This is a genomic window from Nocardia sp. NPDC058666, assembly GCF_042714895.1.
Classification (GTDB): domain Bacteria; phylum Actinomycetota; class Actinomycetes; order Mycobacteriales; family Mycobacteriaceae; genus Nocardia.
The window spans coordinates 163,839-177,191 of the sequence record NZ_JBHXRY010000008.1 but is presented as its reverse complement, the minus strand read 5'-3'; the positions used below and the strand labels follow the sequence as shown (position 1 = coordinate 177,191).

Sequence of the window (13,353 nt, the reverse complement as noted above, 5' to 3'; positions counted from 1 at the left end):
GTCATCCGATTAGAAGTAGGTGCGGATCAGGTCGACCACGCGCGGATTCACCGCGTCGGCGCTGTCGATGACGGGGATGAGGCGCCACTTGTCGAAGGCGGTGCACGGGTGCGAAAGGCCCAGCCGCACTACCGAACCCACCGGCAGATCAGTGGATGCAGCTCCGGGCAGGCGCAGGAAGGTGTGCTGATCATTCAGGGCGGTCACCACCGCACCGGGGGGCAGCGTGCCGCCGATGACCTGCTGCGGCACCGGCAGACCTTCGTCGAAGGGGAAATCGCGTTTGCCGCCGTCGAGCAGGGCCAGTTCGGGTTCCGGTCGTGACACCACGCGCGCCCACCCGTGCATCGCCGCACGCAAGCCGGGGTCCACAGCGGGCGCGGCGAGCGGGGAGATCCCGGCGTAGAAACCGTCGTCGTGGACCAGGTACGCGCCGCTGCGCAGGACCACCGTGGTCGATGCGTCGGCCAGGCCCGCAAGCTCGTCGACCACCAGTTCGGGATACGCGCTGCCGCCGGCGGTGATCAGCGACGGACCCGAATAGGCACCTGTCGCAGCGAGTTCGGTGTGCAGGGTGGCGAGTTCGCGCAGGTAACCGCACACCGCCGCGATGCCCGCGGGGGTGCGATCGTGTGCCAGCGCGCCCTCGTAGCCCGCGACACCGGCCAGGGTCAGTCGCTCGCTGGCTGCAACGGCGGCGGCAACCGCCAGCGCCTCGGCTCGGGTGCGCGCGCCGGTCCGACCGTGCGGTCCACCCAGTTCGACCAGTACCCGCACGCGCGGGCTCGCGGCGGTCTCCCGCAGGATCTTGTCCATCAGTTCGACCGTGGCCACGCCGTCGGCCCAGCAGTAGAACTCGAAGTCGGCGTCGCGCGCGGATTCCGCTGCCGCCCAGACCAATCCGACCGGATCGACCAGGGCGTTCGCGAGCATGATCCGACCGACACCGAACGACCGTGCCAGTTGCGCCTGCCACGCGGTGGCCAGGGTGATCCCCCACGAACCCGCGATCAACTGTTCGCGCCACAGCTGCGGCGCCATCGTCGTCTTGCCGTGCGGGGCAAGCGCGACACCTGCGGTGGCAGTCCACTGCGCCATCAGGTCGCGGTTCGCGTCGAGGCGGGCGCGGTCCAGGGTGAGCAGCGGTGTCTGCCAGTGCGTGAGTTCGGGTGCGCCGGACAGATATTCGCGCACGGTGTGACCCCAGGCGGCGGGCGGCACGCTCTTGTCGTGGGGTCCGAGCAACTCGTGCGCCAGCGCGTCGACGACGTCGTTGTCGATGATCACAGCATCCCTTCCTCGTCGACCGAACCCCTGGGTAACGGCCCGATCAGTCATATCAAGCAAACATTGCAGTGTGTGCAACGGTGGTTGCGCTGAATGTTTCTGCTCGTTATTGTGCATCTAGAAGGCAGTGACCGCAAGCACGAAAGGGCAAACAAGGTGATTCAGGCAACAGTCGACCGGCCCAGGGCGGTCACTGTGGGCGAGGGATTGGCGGTGTTGATCGCGGGCGCGGGGCCGCTCGAGCAGTCCGCGCAGTTCGAGCGCGGGGCCGGTGGCGCGGAGGCCAATGTGGCCGTGGTGCTGGCCCAGTTGGGCGTGTCGGCGGCGTGGTTGTCGCGGGTCGGCGAGGACGGTTTCGGCCGCTATCTGATCGCGGATCTAGCGGCCAAGGGGGTGGATGTCGACGCGGTCGCCATCGATCCGACGCGGCCCACGGGTCTCTACGTCAAGGAGCGCGGCGCGGGTTCGGGCGAGACGAACGATCTGCCCGCGCACGCCAGTCGCATGCACTACTACCGCACCGGGTCGGCCGCGAGCGCCCTGTCCCCCGCCGATCTGACACCGAGCCTGTTCGACGGTGCCGATCTCGTGCACTTCACCGGCATCACCCCGGCTCTGTCGGAGTCGGCCACCGAACTCACCCGCGCACTACTCGCGCGGCCACGCAACGGCACACTGATCAGTTTCGACTTGAATTACCGTCCGGCAGTGTGGGGTTCGCGCATCGACGAAGCCGCCGACGAACTCGCCGCGCACATTCGCGGCGCCGACGTGGTGTTCCTGGGCGCCGACGAGGCCGAGGAGATCTTCGGCACCGGCGACCCGGCAGCTTTGCGCGCACTGTTTCCCGAGCCGACCCAGCTGATCGTCAAGAACGACAAGCACACCGTCACCGGTTTCGACGGCAAGATCGCGATCGACGTGCCCGCGCTGACCCTGGACATCACCGAACGTATCGGCGCCGGTGACGCTTTCGCCGGCGGCTACCTCGCTGCCCTGTTGCACGGCGCCGACCTGCGCACCCGCCTGCGCTACGGCCACCTGTGCGCCGCGTCTGCCCTCACCGCCACCGGCGATTCTGCGAAACTGCCGCCCTCACAAGCTATTCAACGCCTGGCCGTGCTTCCGGACCGGACGTGGGCCGGGCTGCGCTACCCCGCGGCCCTGGATGAAACGATCAGCACATGAGTCAAAGTGTGTCGCGGGCCTTGTCCATTCTCGTTGCCCTGGGCGAGAATTCGCAGTCACTGGATGATCTGGCGGTGCGTCTGGGCGTGCACAAGTCCACGGTGCTGCGACTACTGCAGACCATGCAGGCCGACCGGTTCGTCGTGCGCGACAACGCCCACCGCTATTCGCTGGGCACCCGCATGTTCGAATTGGCAAGTCGCGCACTGGAAAACCGTGACGTGCGCACCGTCGCCCGCCCGCATCTGCGCGCGCTGGGCGCGGCCACCGGGCAGACCGTGCACCTGGCCGCCTACGAATCCGGCGACGCGGTCTACATCGACAAGGTCGACGCCGAACAGGCGGTGCGCATGTACTCGCGCATCGGCAGGCCCGCACCGCTGCACTGCACCGCGGTGGGCAAGGTACTGGTCGCGGCGCTGCCCCGCGCCGAATGGCCCGCGGTGGCCGCCCGACTGGACTACCACCCGTTCACCGCGCGCACCCTGCGCACCCCCGAGCAGTATCTGGCCGAATTGTCGCTGGTCGCCGCGCAGGGGTTCGCCGAAGACCATGAAGAGCACGAGAGCTTCGTGAACTGCATCGGCGTCGGGGTGCGCGACGGAATCGGATCCGTGGTCGCGGCCGTGTCGGTCTCGGTTCCCGACGTGCTGCTCGACCATGATCAGGTGCTGGCGTTGTTGCCGCAGGTCACCGCGACCGCCGAGGCGATCTCCACCGAGCTCGGCTGGGACCCCCGCCGAGCCGTCACCGCGAGGAAAGGCTGAAACCTCATGTCCGACAAGACCGCCGTACGCACCTCCGACGCCCCCGCCCCCGCCCACACCTTCTCCCAGGGTGTGCGCAAGGGCCCGTTCGTTCAGGTGTCGGGTCAGGGCCCGGTCGACCCCGAGACCAACGAGTACCTGCACCCCGGCGATGTCGCCGCGCAGACCACCCGCACGCTGATGAACGTCAAGGCGATCATCGACGCCTCGGGTGCCACCTTCGACGATGTGATGATGTTGCGCGTCTACCTCACCAAGCGTGAGGATTTCGCGATCATGAACGACGCGTACGGCGAGTTCGTCACCAAGCACACCACCAACGGCGTGCTGCCCTCGCGCACCACCGTGATGACCGTGCTGCCCCGCGCCGACATGCTGGTGGAGATCGACGCGATCGCCGTCGTGTCCGACTGAGCCACCACAATTCCCACCATGTCGCGGACACCGCGCGCACCGGCGTGTTGAGATGGGGCCGCCCCCACACGGGGGTGTTCGCCCCGCTCTACCCGAGGATTGTGCCTATGTTCGCCACGTTCGCCCGCCCGCTCGCCGTCGCCGCCCTCGCCCTGTCGGTCACCGCGATCGCCGCGGGACCCGCCACGGCCGCCACCGCGCAGCCGGTCGTCGGCTCGGTCTCGATCTGCACCGGCATCCCGGTCGGCCCATTCACCATCACCGTCTGCCTGTAGTCGGTTAGCCGAAGTTATGCGCGGCGGTGACCGAAGCCGTTCATGGTCACCGCCGCATTATGGTCTGGCTCGAATCCCTGCGACGAGCGCGGCAATCCCCGCGAAGGCAGCAATCGTGGCCAAGGCAAGCAGGTAGCCACCGCTGCGGGCCGCGGCGATCGCGGGGATGGCGGCGAGACCGATCGCCGCGCCGAATTGCTGTGCCGTGGTGAGCAATCCAGCGAGGGCACCGGCCGGAGTATCACCGGCCGCGGCGGCAGTCGCAATGTTCGTGGTCATCGCGACCGCGGGCACACCACAGCCGATCAGCAGCGTGGGGCCGAGTATCGCGACGAGATAGCCCCGGCTGGGATCGAGAAGAATCGCCAGCGCCCCCGCACCGACCGCGACCACCCCGAAGGCCGCGATCATGACGTTGCGGGATCCGAACCGGCCGACCAATGCCGGAAGGTTCGGCGCGAAGACAACTATGAGCACCGACATCGGCAGCAGCACGAGGCCGGCCGAGGTTGCGCTGTAGCCCATATATTGCTGGGGATAGACGCTGACCAGCAGAAACAGCGGCGTCAGGGTGAGCTGGGCGGCGGCCGCGAGCACGAGCGCGGTCAGCAGCCGACAGTTACCCCAGACCGGTCGGGGAATGATCGGCCGAGCCGCTCGAGTCTCGACGCGCACGAACACCGTGGTGGCCGCCACGGCGAGAACGCCAGCGCCCCAAATATGCGGAGACCGCAACGAATAGATGGCCAGGTTCGTGATGGCGTAGGCGGTGGCGGCGAGAGCGACGGTCAACACGGTCGCCCCCAGTACAGACCGGCTACCGAAGCGGTCGGCGCGGACCAGGTCAGCGGGTACGACACGGCGGACCGCCACGGCGATCACCAGGGCACCGATAACGTTGAGCGCGAACAGGGATCGCCAACCGAACCAATCGGTGAAGGTTCCGCTGAGGATGGTGCCCGCGACACCGCCGGCCCCAGCCATGGTGGCGTACAAGGCAAGTGCGCGCGCCCGGTCGGCACCCGCGAAAAGGTGCAACAGCAGCGACATCGCCGCGGCACCCGCGAGTGCGCCGCCGACGCCCTGCACGACCCGGGACGCGAGCACGGTAACGGTGTCGACAGCGACGACACCGAGGACGCCACCAGCGGCCAGCACGACCAGTCCACACGTCATTGTGCGTCGAGGTCCGTAACGATCGGCCAGGTAACCGGCGGCGAGAAGCAGCCCAGCGAACGGGATCACGAACGCGTTGATGACCCAACTCTGCGCGGCGGAACCGAGACCGACGTCGGCGGCGATGTGCGGTGCGGCGACATTGAGGACCGCGGTGTCGAGGATGAGCAGAAACTGAGTGAGCGCGAGCGTCCACCGGACGGGCCCGGCGGCGAACGTGCGAATGCTGGTGACCGCGATCATCAGGTGACATTCTGCGGCGTGGTGAGGGCCTCGCTCATCGCGGCGGGAGTCCCAGCGAGCCGGCAGCGGTCAGGTTTTCGGCCACCCAGTCGGCGATCGGTGTGGGAGACGGCAGCCATACGGAGCGCCTGCCGGGATCTGGCGACATGGCTCGGCTGTCGGGATGTTCGGCCAGCCAGTGGTAGATCGACGCCACCCCGGCGGCCGGACCTGCGCCGATCGCGATGCCGAGGCCTCGCTCGAAGGCAGCCGGATCGACAGACGCAAAGCCCACCGGCACGCCGAGTGTGGTGGCAACGGTATCGGCGAGCTGCTGGCCGGTGATCGCGGGTGGTCCCGGGTGAACGATTTCCCCGGGGCGTCCCTGTGTGCAGGCAGCAGCGACGACTCGGCCGAGATCGGCCAGCGAGATCCAGGACACCGGGACCTGCGCGGGCAGCGGATAGCGCAGCACCAGTCCACCGCCGACGGGCTCGGCACTCAGGACGCCCGGAGCAAGCAGGTTCTCCAGGTATATGGCAGGTTCAACCGCGGTGACCGGAACCGAGCCCGCTGTGAGGATCTGCCACGTGTCGCGGCGCGACTCGAACCCGGCCGCACCGGTCGACTCACTGGGGATGCGGGTATTGGCGTTGTACACCACCCGGCGGACCCCGGCCGCGGCGGCGGCAGCGGCCACGTTCGCAGCGAACTCGGCGACTGCGGGGGTGTAGTCCAATGGGGCGGTATAGACGACGACATCGGCACCTTCGAGAGTGGCGGCGAGGGCAGACGAGGAATCGAGTGGCGCGGTGGCGCGGGTCAGTGCGCGCACGGAGGCTCCGGCGACGGTGAGGGCGTTGGCGATGGCTGTGCTCTGGGTGCCGCTGGCAGTGAGCACCGCGACGTCGAGTTCGGTGTAGGACACGACAGTCAGCCTGCCCGCGAACCAGTACCTGAACAACAAAGGGATTCGCCAAAAAACTATGATTTTGCGGCATGGATGACGATGTCCTCGGAACAGTGCTCGCGCCGCTGCGGTTGCACGGTGCTTACCACTCGGACTGGCACCTGCATCCGGGCTGGGCCGTTCGAGGACGCCCCGAACCACGCGCGCTGATGCACTACATGCTCACCGGGAACGCGGTGGTCACCTTCCCGAACGGATCCCGCCATACCCTCGCATCCGGTGACCTGGCCATGTTTCCGCGCGGTGCCGCACACGTCGTCTCCGGCGAGCACCGCGCCACCGCGCCGTACATCAGTGACTTGCTGCCCCAACGGTCACCTGGCGCGTCCGCGGTACTCACGCTCGGTGACGCCACGGCGAACCCAGTTGGTCGAATGCTGTGCGCGGGACTGGATTACGACCCCACCGCAGCGCAACTTCTGTACCAGCTACTGCCCGATGTACTGATTGTGCGAGCATCTCAGCTGGCAGGCCAACAACTCCTACAGCATCTCCTTGCGGGAATTCTCGACGAATCCGATAGACCGGGGGCAGGGGCCGAGACAGTGCGGCTGCGCGCGTTCGAACTGGCCTATGTGCTCGGGCTTCGGCTGGCGCTGGCCACCACCGACACCGTGCTCGGACGGGCGATCCGCAATCCTCGACTGGCCCCGACCCTGGTGGCGATCAACAGTCGGTTCGAGCAGTCCTGGACCGTGCCGACACTCGCCGACCTGAGCGGCATGTCCGAGTCGACCTTCACCCGAGAGTTCACCGCCACTGTGGGCACTCGACCTGCCGCCTACCTTCGTGCCCGCAGACTGCTGGAAACCAAACGCCTCCTGGCTGATACGACGCTGCCGCTCGAGCGGATATCAGGGGCTGTCGGCTACGGCAGCACCGTCGGCCTGCATCAGGCTTTCGTTCGCGAATATGGCGTGACGCCCGGCGGGTTTCGGGCGCAACTTCGGTCGACGCGGTGACCGTCGCCGATTCGGCCCATCCACGTTGGGTAGAGCTAACCCGAGTTACGCAGGGCGGTGGCGAGGCCGTTCATGGTGAGCAGGATGCCTCGTTTCACCAGTTCGGAGTCGTCGCCGCCGCGCAGTCGGGCCAGCAGGTCGACCTGGAGTTGGTTCAGGGGTTCCAGGTAGGGGAAGCGGTTGTGGATCGATTCGGCCAGTGACGGGTTGTCGCTGAGCAGTTCGGTGTGGCCGGTGACCGCGAGGTACATGCGGACGGTGCGCGCGTGTTCGTCGGTGATCATGGTGAAGATGGTGTCGCGCAGGGTCTTGTCGGTGACCAGGTCGGCGTAGCTGGCGGCGATATCGAGGTCGCTTTTGGCCATGACCTGCGCCAGGTTCGACAGCACCGTGTTGAAGAACGGCCAGCGCTGGTAGAGGTCGGTCAGGCGCGCGAGGCGGGCCGGGTCGTCGCCGACCCAGTCTTCGAGCGCGGTGCCGGTGCCGTACCAGCCGGGCAGCATGACCCGGGCTTGGCTCCACGCCATCACCCAGGGGATGGCGCGCAGGTCCGATACCGAGTTGGTGGGTTTGCGGGAGGCGGGGCGGCTGCCGATATTGAGGTCGCCGACCTCGGCGACCGGAGTGGATTCGCGGAAGTATTCGACGAAGCCCGGGGTCTCGTGGACCAGGTTCGCGTAGGCGGCGCGGGCGCGGGCGGCGAGGTCGTCGAGGATCTCGTACGCCGGTTCGGCGTCGTCGCCCAGGCCCTCCACGTCCAGCAGCGTCGATTCGAGCGTGCCGGCGATCAGTGATTCCAGGTTGCGGTGTGCCGCACCGGATTCGGAGTACTTGGCGGCGATCACCTCACCCTGTTCGGTCAGCCGCAGCGAACCCTGGACCGCGCCCGCGGGTTGGGCCAGGATGGCGTCGTAGCTGCGGCCACCGCCGCGACCGACGGTGCCGCCGCGACCGTGGAACAGCCGCAACCGAATTCCCGATTTCCTGGCCACCTCCACCAGGTCCAGTTCGGCGCGGTACAGCGCCCAGTTCGCGGCGAGATACCCGCCGTCCTTGTTGGAATCGGAGTAGCCGAGCATCACCTCTTGGCGCATATCGGCTGCCACGACCAGCTCGCGGTACACCGGAACATCCAGTACCGCAGCCAAAGTCGCGGCACCGGCGCTGAGGTCCTCGATGGTTTCGAACAGCGGGACGATCCCGACGGGGCAGTGCGGTGCGGTGTCGGCGGTGCCGGGGTCGAGGATGCCGGCTTCCTTGAGCAGCAGAGCCGCTTCGAGCATGTCACTGACCGACGTGCACATGCTGATGATGTAGTTCGGGATCGCGGCGGCGCCGAAGGTGTCGATGACGTCCTTGGCGGCGAGCAGCACGCCCAGCTCTTTGGTGGCGAGCTCGCTCAGCTGGGCATTGGGTCCCAGAAGTGGTCGGCGCGTGCGCAATTCAGCGGCCAGCAGCTCGACGCGTTCGGCTTCGGACAAACTCGGATAGTCCGGGTGCACGCCCGCCCAGGCCAGCAGTTCGGTGACGACCTGTTCGTGCACCTCCGAGTTCTGGCGCATGTCCAGACCCTGCAGGTGGAAGCCGAAGGTTTCGATGGCGTGGCGCAGCGCGGCCAGGCGGTCGTCGGCGAGCAGGCCGTCGCCGCTGAGTCGCATGGATTCGTCGATCGCGTCGAGATCGTCCAGCACGGCCTGCGGTGTCGGATACGGGGCGGCGTCGGAGGCGAAACCGTGCTCGGGCAGTTCGCCCAGTGCCAGTTCGGCCGTGGCACTGAGGCGGGCCCGAATCGCGTGCAGCGCACGGCGATACGGTTCATCGGCGAACAGTCCCTGGTCGGGATAGCCCGCAGCGGCCAGCGCGGCGACCGCCGGTGTCACCTGCACCAGCCGCGCAGACTGCGACAGCGTCTTCTCGAGTTCGACCAACTCGTCCAGATACCGGCCGAAGGCGTAGGCGGCGGCCTGCTCGGCGGCGGTGTGTACGACTTCCGCTGTGACGAAAGGATTTCCGTCACGATCGCCACCGATCCACGAACCGGGCCGCAGAATCGGACGTGGCAACAGATCCTCGGCGGGCCACCGTTCACGCAGCGCGGCGCGAACTTGAGCGTTGATCTCAGGAATCACGTCGTAGAGCGTCAGGTCGTAGTAGCGCAGCCCGACGGAGATCTCGTCCTGAATTCGCAAGCGCGCCAACCGGATCAGCGCCGTACGCCACAGGGTGAGCACTTCGCGGCGGATCTTCAGTTCGGACTCGTCGAAGCTGGGATCGCCGGGCTCGAGGCGGCGGCGCACACGCATGAGCTCGGTGATCTTGGATTGCACGTCGAACACTGTGCGCCTGCGGGTTTCGGTGGGGTGCGCGGTGATCACCGGCGACACCAGCGCGTCGGTGAGCAGGTCCGCCACCACCGCGCCGTCCAGGCCGGCCGCGTCGAGCTTGTCGTAGGTGGCGGCCAGCGACGATTCCTGCGGCGGCTCCCCCGCCGCCACGTGCACCGCGCGGCGTCGATCGCGCTGGATGTCCTCGGCCAGGTTCGCCAGCAGCACGAAATAGCTGAACGCGCGGATCAGCGGGATCGCGACCTCGGTGGGGGTGCCGTCGAGCATGTCGGCGACCGCGCTGCGCCGCACTTCCTCGCGGCGCACCCGGAACGCCTCGGTCCGCACGCGTTCGATCAGGTCGAACACCTGCGGACCTTCGTGGTCGCGGATGGTGTCGCCCAGGATGCCGCCGAGGAATCGAATGTCCTCGCGCAGCGGCCGGGTGGCTTCGGGTTCCATCTCGTTTCGCGATTCGCCCATGGTCGCCAGGGTATGGCCGCGCGCGGGCGGGCGCGACCCGACGCCGCGCCCGGTCCGCATGTCGCCGGTCAGCCGTGGTGCGCGTGGCGGGCGTTGAAGCGGATCTGATTGCCCCACGGGTCGCGGAACGCGCAGTCGCGACCGTACTGCTGGTTCACGATCGGCTGGGCGACTTCCGCGCCGGCGTCGCGGATGCGCACGAAGGTGCCGTCCAGGTCGTCGGTGGCGAAGATGATCGTGGACTGCACGCCGCTGGCGATGCGGGCCTTGGCCGCCTCCTGATAGGCCGGGTCAGGGGCCATTTCGGGCACCTCGAGCACGAATTCCAGGTGTTTCTGGTCCACGGGGCCCACGGTCAGCCAGCGCAGGTTGTCGCCGAAGGGCATGTCGGTGCGGACCTGCAGTCCGATCAGGTCGCGATAGAAGGTCAGAGCCTCGTCCTGGTCGCCCACGAGCAGCATCACGTGGGTCAGCGAGAGATCTTCGCCGTGGCGCATTCGGTCTCCTCGGGTCGGGCACCGGCGGTGCGCGGGCGCCTGGCCTCCCACAGTAGCCAGCGAACCTACAGTTGCCGGATCACCCGCGCCGGATTGCCCGCCGCGAACACGCGGTCGGGCAGGTCACGGGTCACCACGCTGCCCGCACCGACCACCACGTTGTCGCCGATGGTCACGCCGGGGCACACGATCACCCCGCCACCGAACCACGCGTTGTTCCCGATCCGGATCGGCGCCGCGGATTCCCAACGCTGCCTGCGCTTTTCGTGATCGTCCATCGGATGCAGGGCGGTGAGCAACTGCACGCGCGGCCCGATCGAACAGTCGTCGCCGATGGTGATGGGGGCGCAGTCCAGCAGGATCGCGTCGTAGTTGAGGAAACTGTTGGACCCGATTTCGATCAGATACCCGTAGTCGCACTGGAAGCGCGGCATGATCCACGAATCCGGCCCCAGCTTGCCCAGCAGGTCCCCCAGCAACTCCGTGCGCCGACCTGTCTCGTCGGACCCCGTCGCGTTGAACTCATCGCACAAACGTTGCGCGCGTTGACGTTCGGTGACCAACTCGGGATCGTTGTCCCGATACAGTTCCCCTGCCAGCATCCGCTGTTTCTGTTCGCCCACGGCGCCGAGTGTAGGGGCCGAACGCGAACAGTAAGGTCGGGCGGGTGACCCGGACTCGACACAACTACAGCGGTACCTCGGTGGCCGAACGGCAGATCGAGCGGCGCGCGCTGTTCATCGAGGCCGGGTTGAGCGTGTTCGCGGACAAGTCCTACGCCAACAGTTCGCTCACCGACGTGTGCGCGGCCGCGGGGCTGTCGCGTCGGCAGTTCTACGAGGTGTTCGCCGATCGCGAGGAACTGCTTGTCGCGGTGTACGACTGGGTGCAGGGGCGTGCGCAGGAGGCGGTGGCCGCGGCGCTGGCCGTCACCGATCCCACCCACCATCGCGACCTGGTCGACGCGGCGATCCGGGCCTATACCCAGGCCATCACCAGCGACCTGCGCTATGCCAAGGTCGCCTTCGTGGAGATCGTCGGGGTGAGCGCGACGGTGGAGCAGCACCGCGCGCAGATCCGCGACCGGTGGGGCGAGGTCGTGGTCGCGATCGCGGCCGGGCGCGACGATGTGCGCGAACCTCCCGGCGGGTGGCGGGTGGCGATGGCGGCGTTCATCGGCGCCGTCAACGGGGCGGTACACCAGTGGAGTCTGGACGACCCGCGACCGTCGGTCGATGTGCTGGTAGAGGTGTTTTCGACGCTGCTCAACGCGCTGACCGCCGTGGAAGGACCTCAGAAGTGATTGCGACGTGCGTCACTCGCGTGCCATAGTTCTCTCTTGAGACGATGCGGTCTCAATGGATACGAAGGATTTCGCGCGATGAGATCACGCACTGCCGCACGCTGGTTTTCCCTGTTCGCGGGGGTGATCGTGGTGGCATCGGCGACCATGGCCGGCCCCGCCACCGCGCAGGTGCCGCCGGTCGCGCCCGCCCCGACGATTCCGCTGCCGCCGCAACTGGATGCCGGGTTCTATCTGCCGCCCGCGCACGTGGTGGCGGCCACCGCGCCCGGCGCGATCATCGCGGTCCGGCAGGTCAACGTCGCCGATTTCGGTCTGTTGCCCCTCGATGTGGACGCCTGGCAGGTGTCGTACCGGTCCAACAACAGCCGCGACGAGGCGATCCCGGCCGTGGCCACGCTGATCAAGCCGCGCGGGCAGGCGGTGCAACCGCGCAAGCTGCTGTCGGTGCAGCTGGCCGAAGACTCGACTGCGGGCTATTGCGCGCCTTCGTATGCGCTGCAACATCTTTCGGTAGCACCCTTGGCCGGGCAGATCGTCGTTCCTGCTGAATTCCTGTTCGCCCAAGCAGCTTTGGCGCAGGGATGGGCGGTGGTCGTGCCCGATCATCAGGGCCCGAACTCCGCGTATGCGGCCGGTCCGCTGGCGGGGCGGATCACCCTCGACGGCATTCGCGCCGCGACCAGTTTCGCGCCGCTCGAAGCCGGACCGACCGCTCCCGTGGGGCTCTACGGCTATTCCGGCGGTTCCATCGCGACCGGGCATGCCGCGGAACTGCACGCGTTGTACGCGCCCGAGCTCAATATCGTCGGCGCGGCCGAAGGCGGGGTCGGCGCGGATCTCGGTGCGGCACTGCGGATGTCGGACAACCAGGCGACCTCGGGCCTGGTCTTCGCCGCCATCATCGGACTCACCCGCGAATACCCCGACTTCGCCGCCTATCTCGACCAGCGCCTGCACCCGCTCGGTAAGACACTGACCGCGCTCAAATCACCGCTGTGCGTGCAGTACCAGTCGATGCTGCTGCCGTTTCTCGACCTGACCGGCATGATCGCCGCCGACGGTGACCCCCCGCTGGAAGCACCGGTGGCCGCGATGCTCGACGACACCAGAATGGGCAAGACCGTGCCCGACATGCCGATGTTCGTGTGGCATTCCGCCTGGGACGAGATCCTGCCGCTGCACGCCACCGACACCCTCGTGGACACCTACTGTCGCGACCCCGCCACCTCGCTCACCTACACCCGCGACCACGCCAGCGAACACATCGTCGCCGAAGTCGTCGGCGGGCCCGCGGCGCTGCTGTGGCTGCGCGACCGACTCGACGGCATCCCCGCCACCCCCGGCTGCACCATCAACGACGCGGGCACCATGGCCGCCACCCCCGGCGCACTGGATTTCCTCGGCGACACCCTCGCCGCGAAGTTCGCCACCCTGTTCGGCATGCCGTACGGCAGCCGCTGACACACGACCGCAGCCGTAAGC

Annotated in this window: 13 protein-coding genes; 7 read left to right on the top strand and 6 right to left on the bottom strand. The window is 67.8% G+C overall.

What is annotated here, in order from left to right:
* Positions 1-9: 9 nt before the first annotated feature.
* A complete protein-coding gene (locus tag ACFWVD_RS19570; RefSeq protein ID WP_379244669.1) occupies positions 10-1,338 on the bottom strand; it encodes an amino acid deaminase in 1,329 nt (442 codons plus the stop codon).
* A 144-nt stretch (positions 1,339-1,482) separates the two neighbouring features.
* On the opposite strand from ACFWVD_RS19570, the gene ACFWVD_RS19565 reads away from it, so the two are divergent.
* The 4 genes from ACFWVD_RS19565 to ACFWVD_RS19550 all read left to right on the top strand — a co-directional run bounded on the left by ACFWVD_RS19565 (position 1,483) and on the right by ACFWVD_RS19550 (position 3,931).
* A complete protein-coding gene (locus tag ACFWVD_RS19565; RefSeq protein ID WP_379244667.1) occupies positions 1,483-2,475 on the top strand; it encodes a sugar kinase in 993 nt (330 codons plus the stop codon).
* Positions 2,472-3,242, top strand: a complete 771-nt coding sequence (locus ACFWVD_RS19560; protein WP_379244665.1) for an IclR family transcriptional regulator — start codon at positions 2,472-2,474, stop codon at positions 3,240-3,242. The genes ACFWVD_RS19565 and ACFWVD_RS19560 overlap by 4 nt, the downstream gene beginning before the upstream one ends.
* Before the next feature lie 6 nt (positions 3,243-3,248).
* Entirely contained in the window at positions 3,249-3,656 is a 408-nt protein-coding gene (locus tag ACFWVD_RS19555; protein ID WP_379244663.1) for a RidA family protein, read from the top strand.
* Positions 3,657-3,763: 107 nt separating this feature from the next.
* A complete protein-coding gene (locus ACFWVD_RS19550; protein ID WP_379244661.1) occupies positions 3,764-3,931 on the top strand; it encodes a hypothetical protein in 168 nt (55 codons plus the stop codon).
* A gap of 57 nt (positions 3,932-3,988) precedes the next feature.
* Here the strand turns inward: ACFWVD_RS19550 and ACFWVD_RS19545 are convergent, their stop codons facing one another.
* Together ACFWVD_RS19545 and ACFWVD_RS19540 are read right to left on the bottom strand one after the other, a co-directional pair.
* Complete coding sequence (locus ACFWVD_RS19545) at positions 3,989-5,350, bottom strand: MFS transporter (RefSeq protein WP_379244659.1); 1,362 nt, start codon at positions 5,348-5,350, stop codon at positions 3,989-3,991.
* Positions 5,351-5,384: 34 nt separating this feature from the next.
* Positions 5,385-6,257 carry an NmrA family NAD(P)-binding protein gene (locus tag ACFWVD_RS19540; protein ID WP_379244657.1) on the bottom strand — a complete coding sequence of 291 codons (873 nt, stop codon included), beginning with the start codon at positions 6,255-6,257 and terminating at the stop codon, positions 5,385-5,387.
* 71 nt (positions 6,258-6,328) lie between these two features.
* Between ACFWVD_RS19540 and ACFWVD_RS19535 the strand changes: the two genes are divergently transcribed.
* On the top strand, positions 6,329-7,261 hold the full coding sequence (locus ACFWVD_RS19535) for a cupin domain-containing protein (RefSeq protein WP_379244655.1): 933 nt from the start codon (positions 6,329-6,331) through the stop codon (positions 7,259-7,261).
* 35 nt (positions 7,262-7,296) lie between these two features.
* On the opposite strand, the gene ppc is transcribed toward ACFWVD_RS19535, so the two are convergent.
* The 3 genes from ppc to ACFWVD_RS19520 form a co-directional block, all read right to left on the bottom strand.
* The gene (gene ppc, locus ACFWVD_RS19530) at positions 7,297-10,068 is read right to left on the bottom strand and encodes a phosphoenolpyruvate carboxylase (RefSeq protein ID WP_379244653.1); all 2,772 of its coding nucleotides are present in this window, start codon (positions 10,066-10,068) and stop codon (positions 7,297-7,299) included.
* A gap of 68 nt (positions 10,069-10,136) precedes the next feature.
* Entirely contained in the window at positions 10,137-10,565 is a 429-nt protein-coding gene (locus ACFWVD_RS19525) for a VOC family protein (RefSeq protein ID WP_379244651.1), read from the bottom strand.
* Positions 10,566-10,630: 65 nt separating this feature from the next.
* On the bottom strand, positions 10,631-11,167 hold the full coding sequence (locus ACFWVD_RS19520) for a sugar O-acetyltransferase (RefSeq protein WP_379244770.1): 537 nt from the start codon (positions 11,165-11,167) through the stop codon (positions 10,631-10,633).
* 65 nt (positions 11,168-11,232) lie between these two features.
* Here ACFWVD_RS19520 and ACFWVD_RS19515 point away from each other — a divergent pair, with 65 nt between their 5' ends.
* Together ACFWVD_RS19515 and ACFWVD_RS19510 are read left to right on the top strand one after the other, a co-directional pair.
* Positions 11,233-11,868 (top strand): TetR/AcrR family transcriptional regulator, encoded by a 636-nt coding sequence (locus ACFWVD_RS19515; protein ID WP_379244649.1) that lies wholly within the window; start codon positions 11,233-11,235, stop codon positions 11,866-11,868.
* 78 nt (positions 11,869-11,946) lie between these two features.
* Positions 11,947-13,332 (top strand): lipase family protein, encoded by a 1,386-nt coding sequence (locus ACFWVD_RS19510; RefSeq protein ID WP_379244647.1) that lies wholly within the window; start codon positions 11,947-11,949, stop codon positions 13,330-13,332.
* Positions 13,333-13,353 lie beyond the last annotated feature (21 nt).

What these genes read in the sequence shown, in the direction of transcription:
- ACFWVD_RS19570 (WP_379244669.1), bottom strand. Translation starts at nt 1,338, where the DNA reads ATGACTGATCGGGCCGTTACCCAGGGGTTCGGTCGACGAGGAAGGGAT.
- ACFWVD_RS19560 (WP_379244665.1), top strand. Translation starts at nt 2,472, where the DNA reads ATGAGTCAAAGTGTGTCGCGGGCCTTGTCCATTCTCGTTGCCCTGGGC.
- ACFWVD_RS19535 (WP_379244655.1), top strand. Translation starts at nt 6,329, where the DNA reads ATGGATGACGATGTCCTCGGAACAGTGCTCGCGCCGCTGCGGTTGCAC.
- ppc (WP_379244653.1), bottom strand. Translation starts at nt 10,068, where the DNA reads ATGGGCGAATCGCGAAACGAGATGGAACCCGAAGCCACCCGGCCGCTG.
- ACFWVD_RS19520 (WP_379244770.1), bottom strand. Translation starts at nt 11,167, where the DNA reads ATGCTGGCAGGGGAACTGTATCGGGACAACGATCCCGAGTTGGTCACC.
- ACFWVD_RS19550 (WP_379244661.1), top strand. Translation starts at nt 3,764, where the DNA reads ATGTTCGCCACGTTCGCCCGCCCGCTCGCCGTCGCCGCCCTCGCCCTG.
- ACFWVD_RS19545 (WP_379244659.1), bottom strand. Translation starts at nt 5,350, where the DNA reads ATGATCGCGGTCACCAGCATTCGCACGTTCGCCGCCGGGCCCGTCCGG.
- ACFWVD_RS19510 (WP_379244647.1), top strand. Translation starts at nt 11,947, where the DNA reads ATGAGATCACGCACTGCCGCACGCTGGTTTTCCCTGTTCGCGGGGGTG.
- ACFWVD_RS19555 (WP_379244663.1), top strand. Translation starts at nt 3,249, where the DNA reads ATGTCCGACAAGACCGCCGTACGCACCTCCGACGCCCCCGCCCCCGCC.
- ACFWVD_RS19525 (WP_379244651.1), bottom strand. Translation starts at nt 10,565, where the DNA reads ATGCGCCACGGCGAAGATCTCTCGCTGACCCACGTGATGCTGCTCGTG.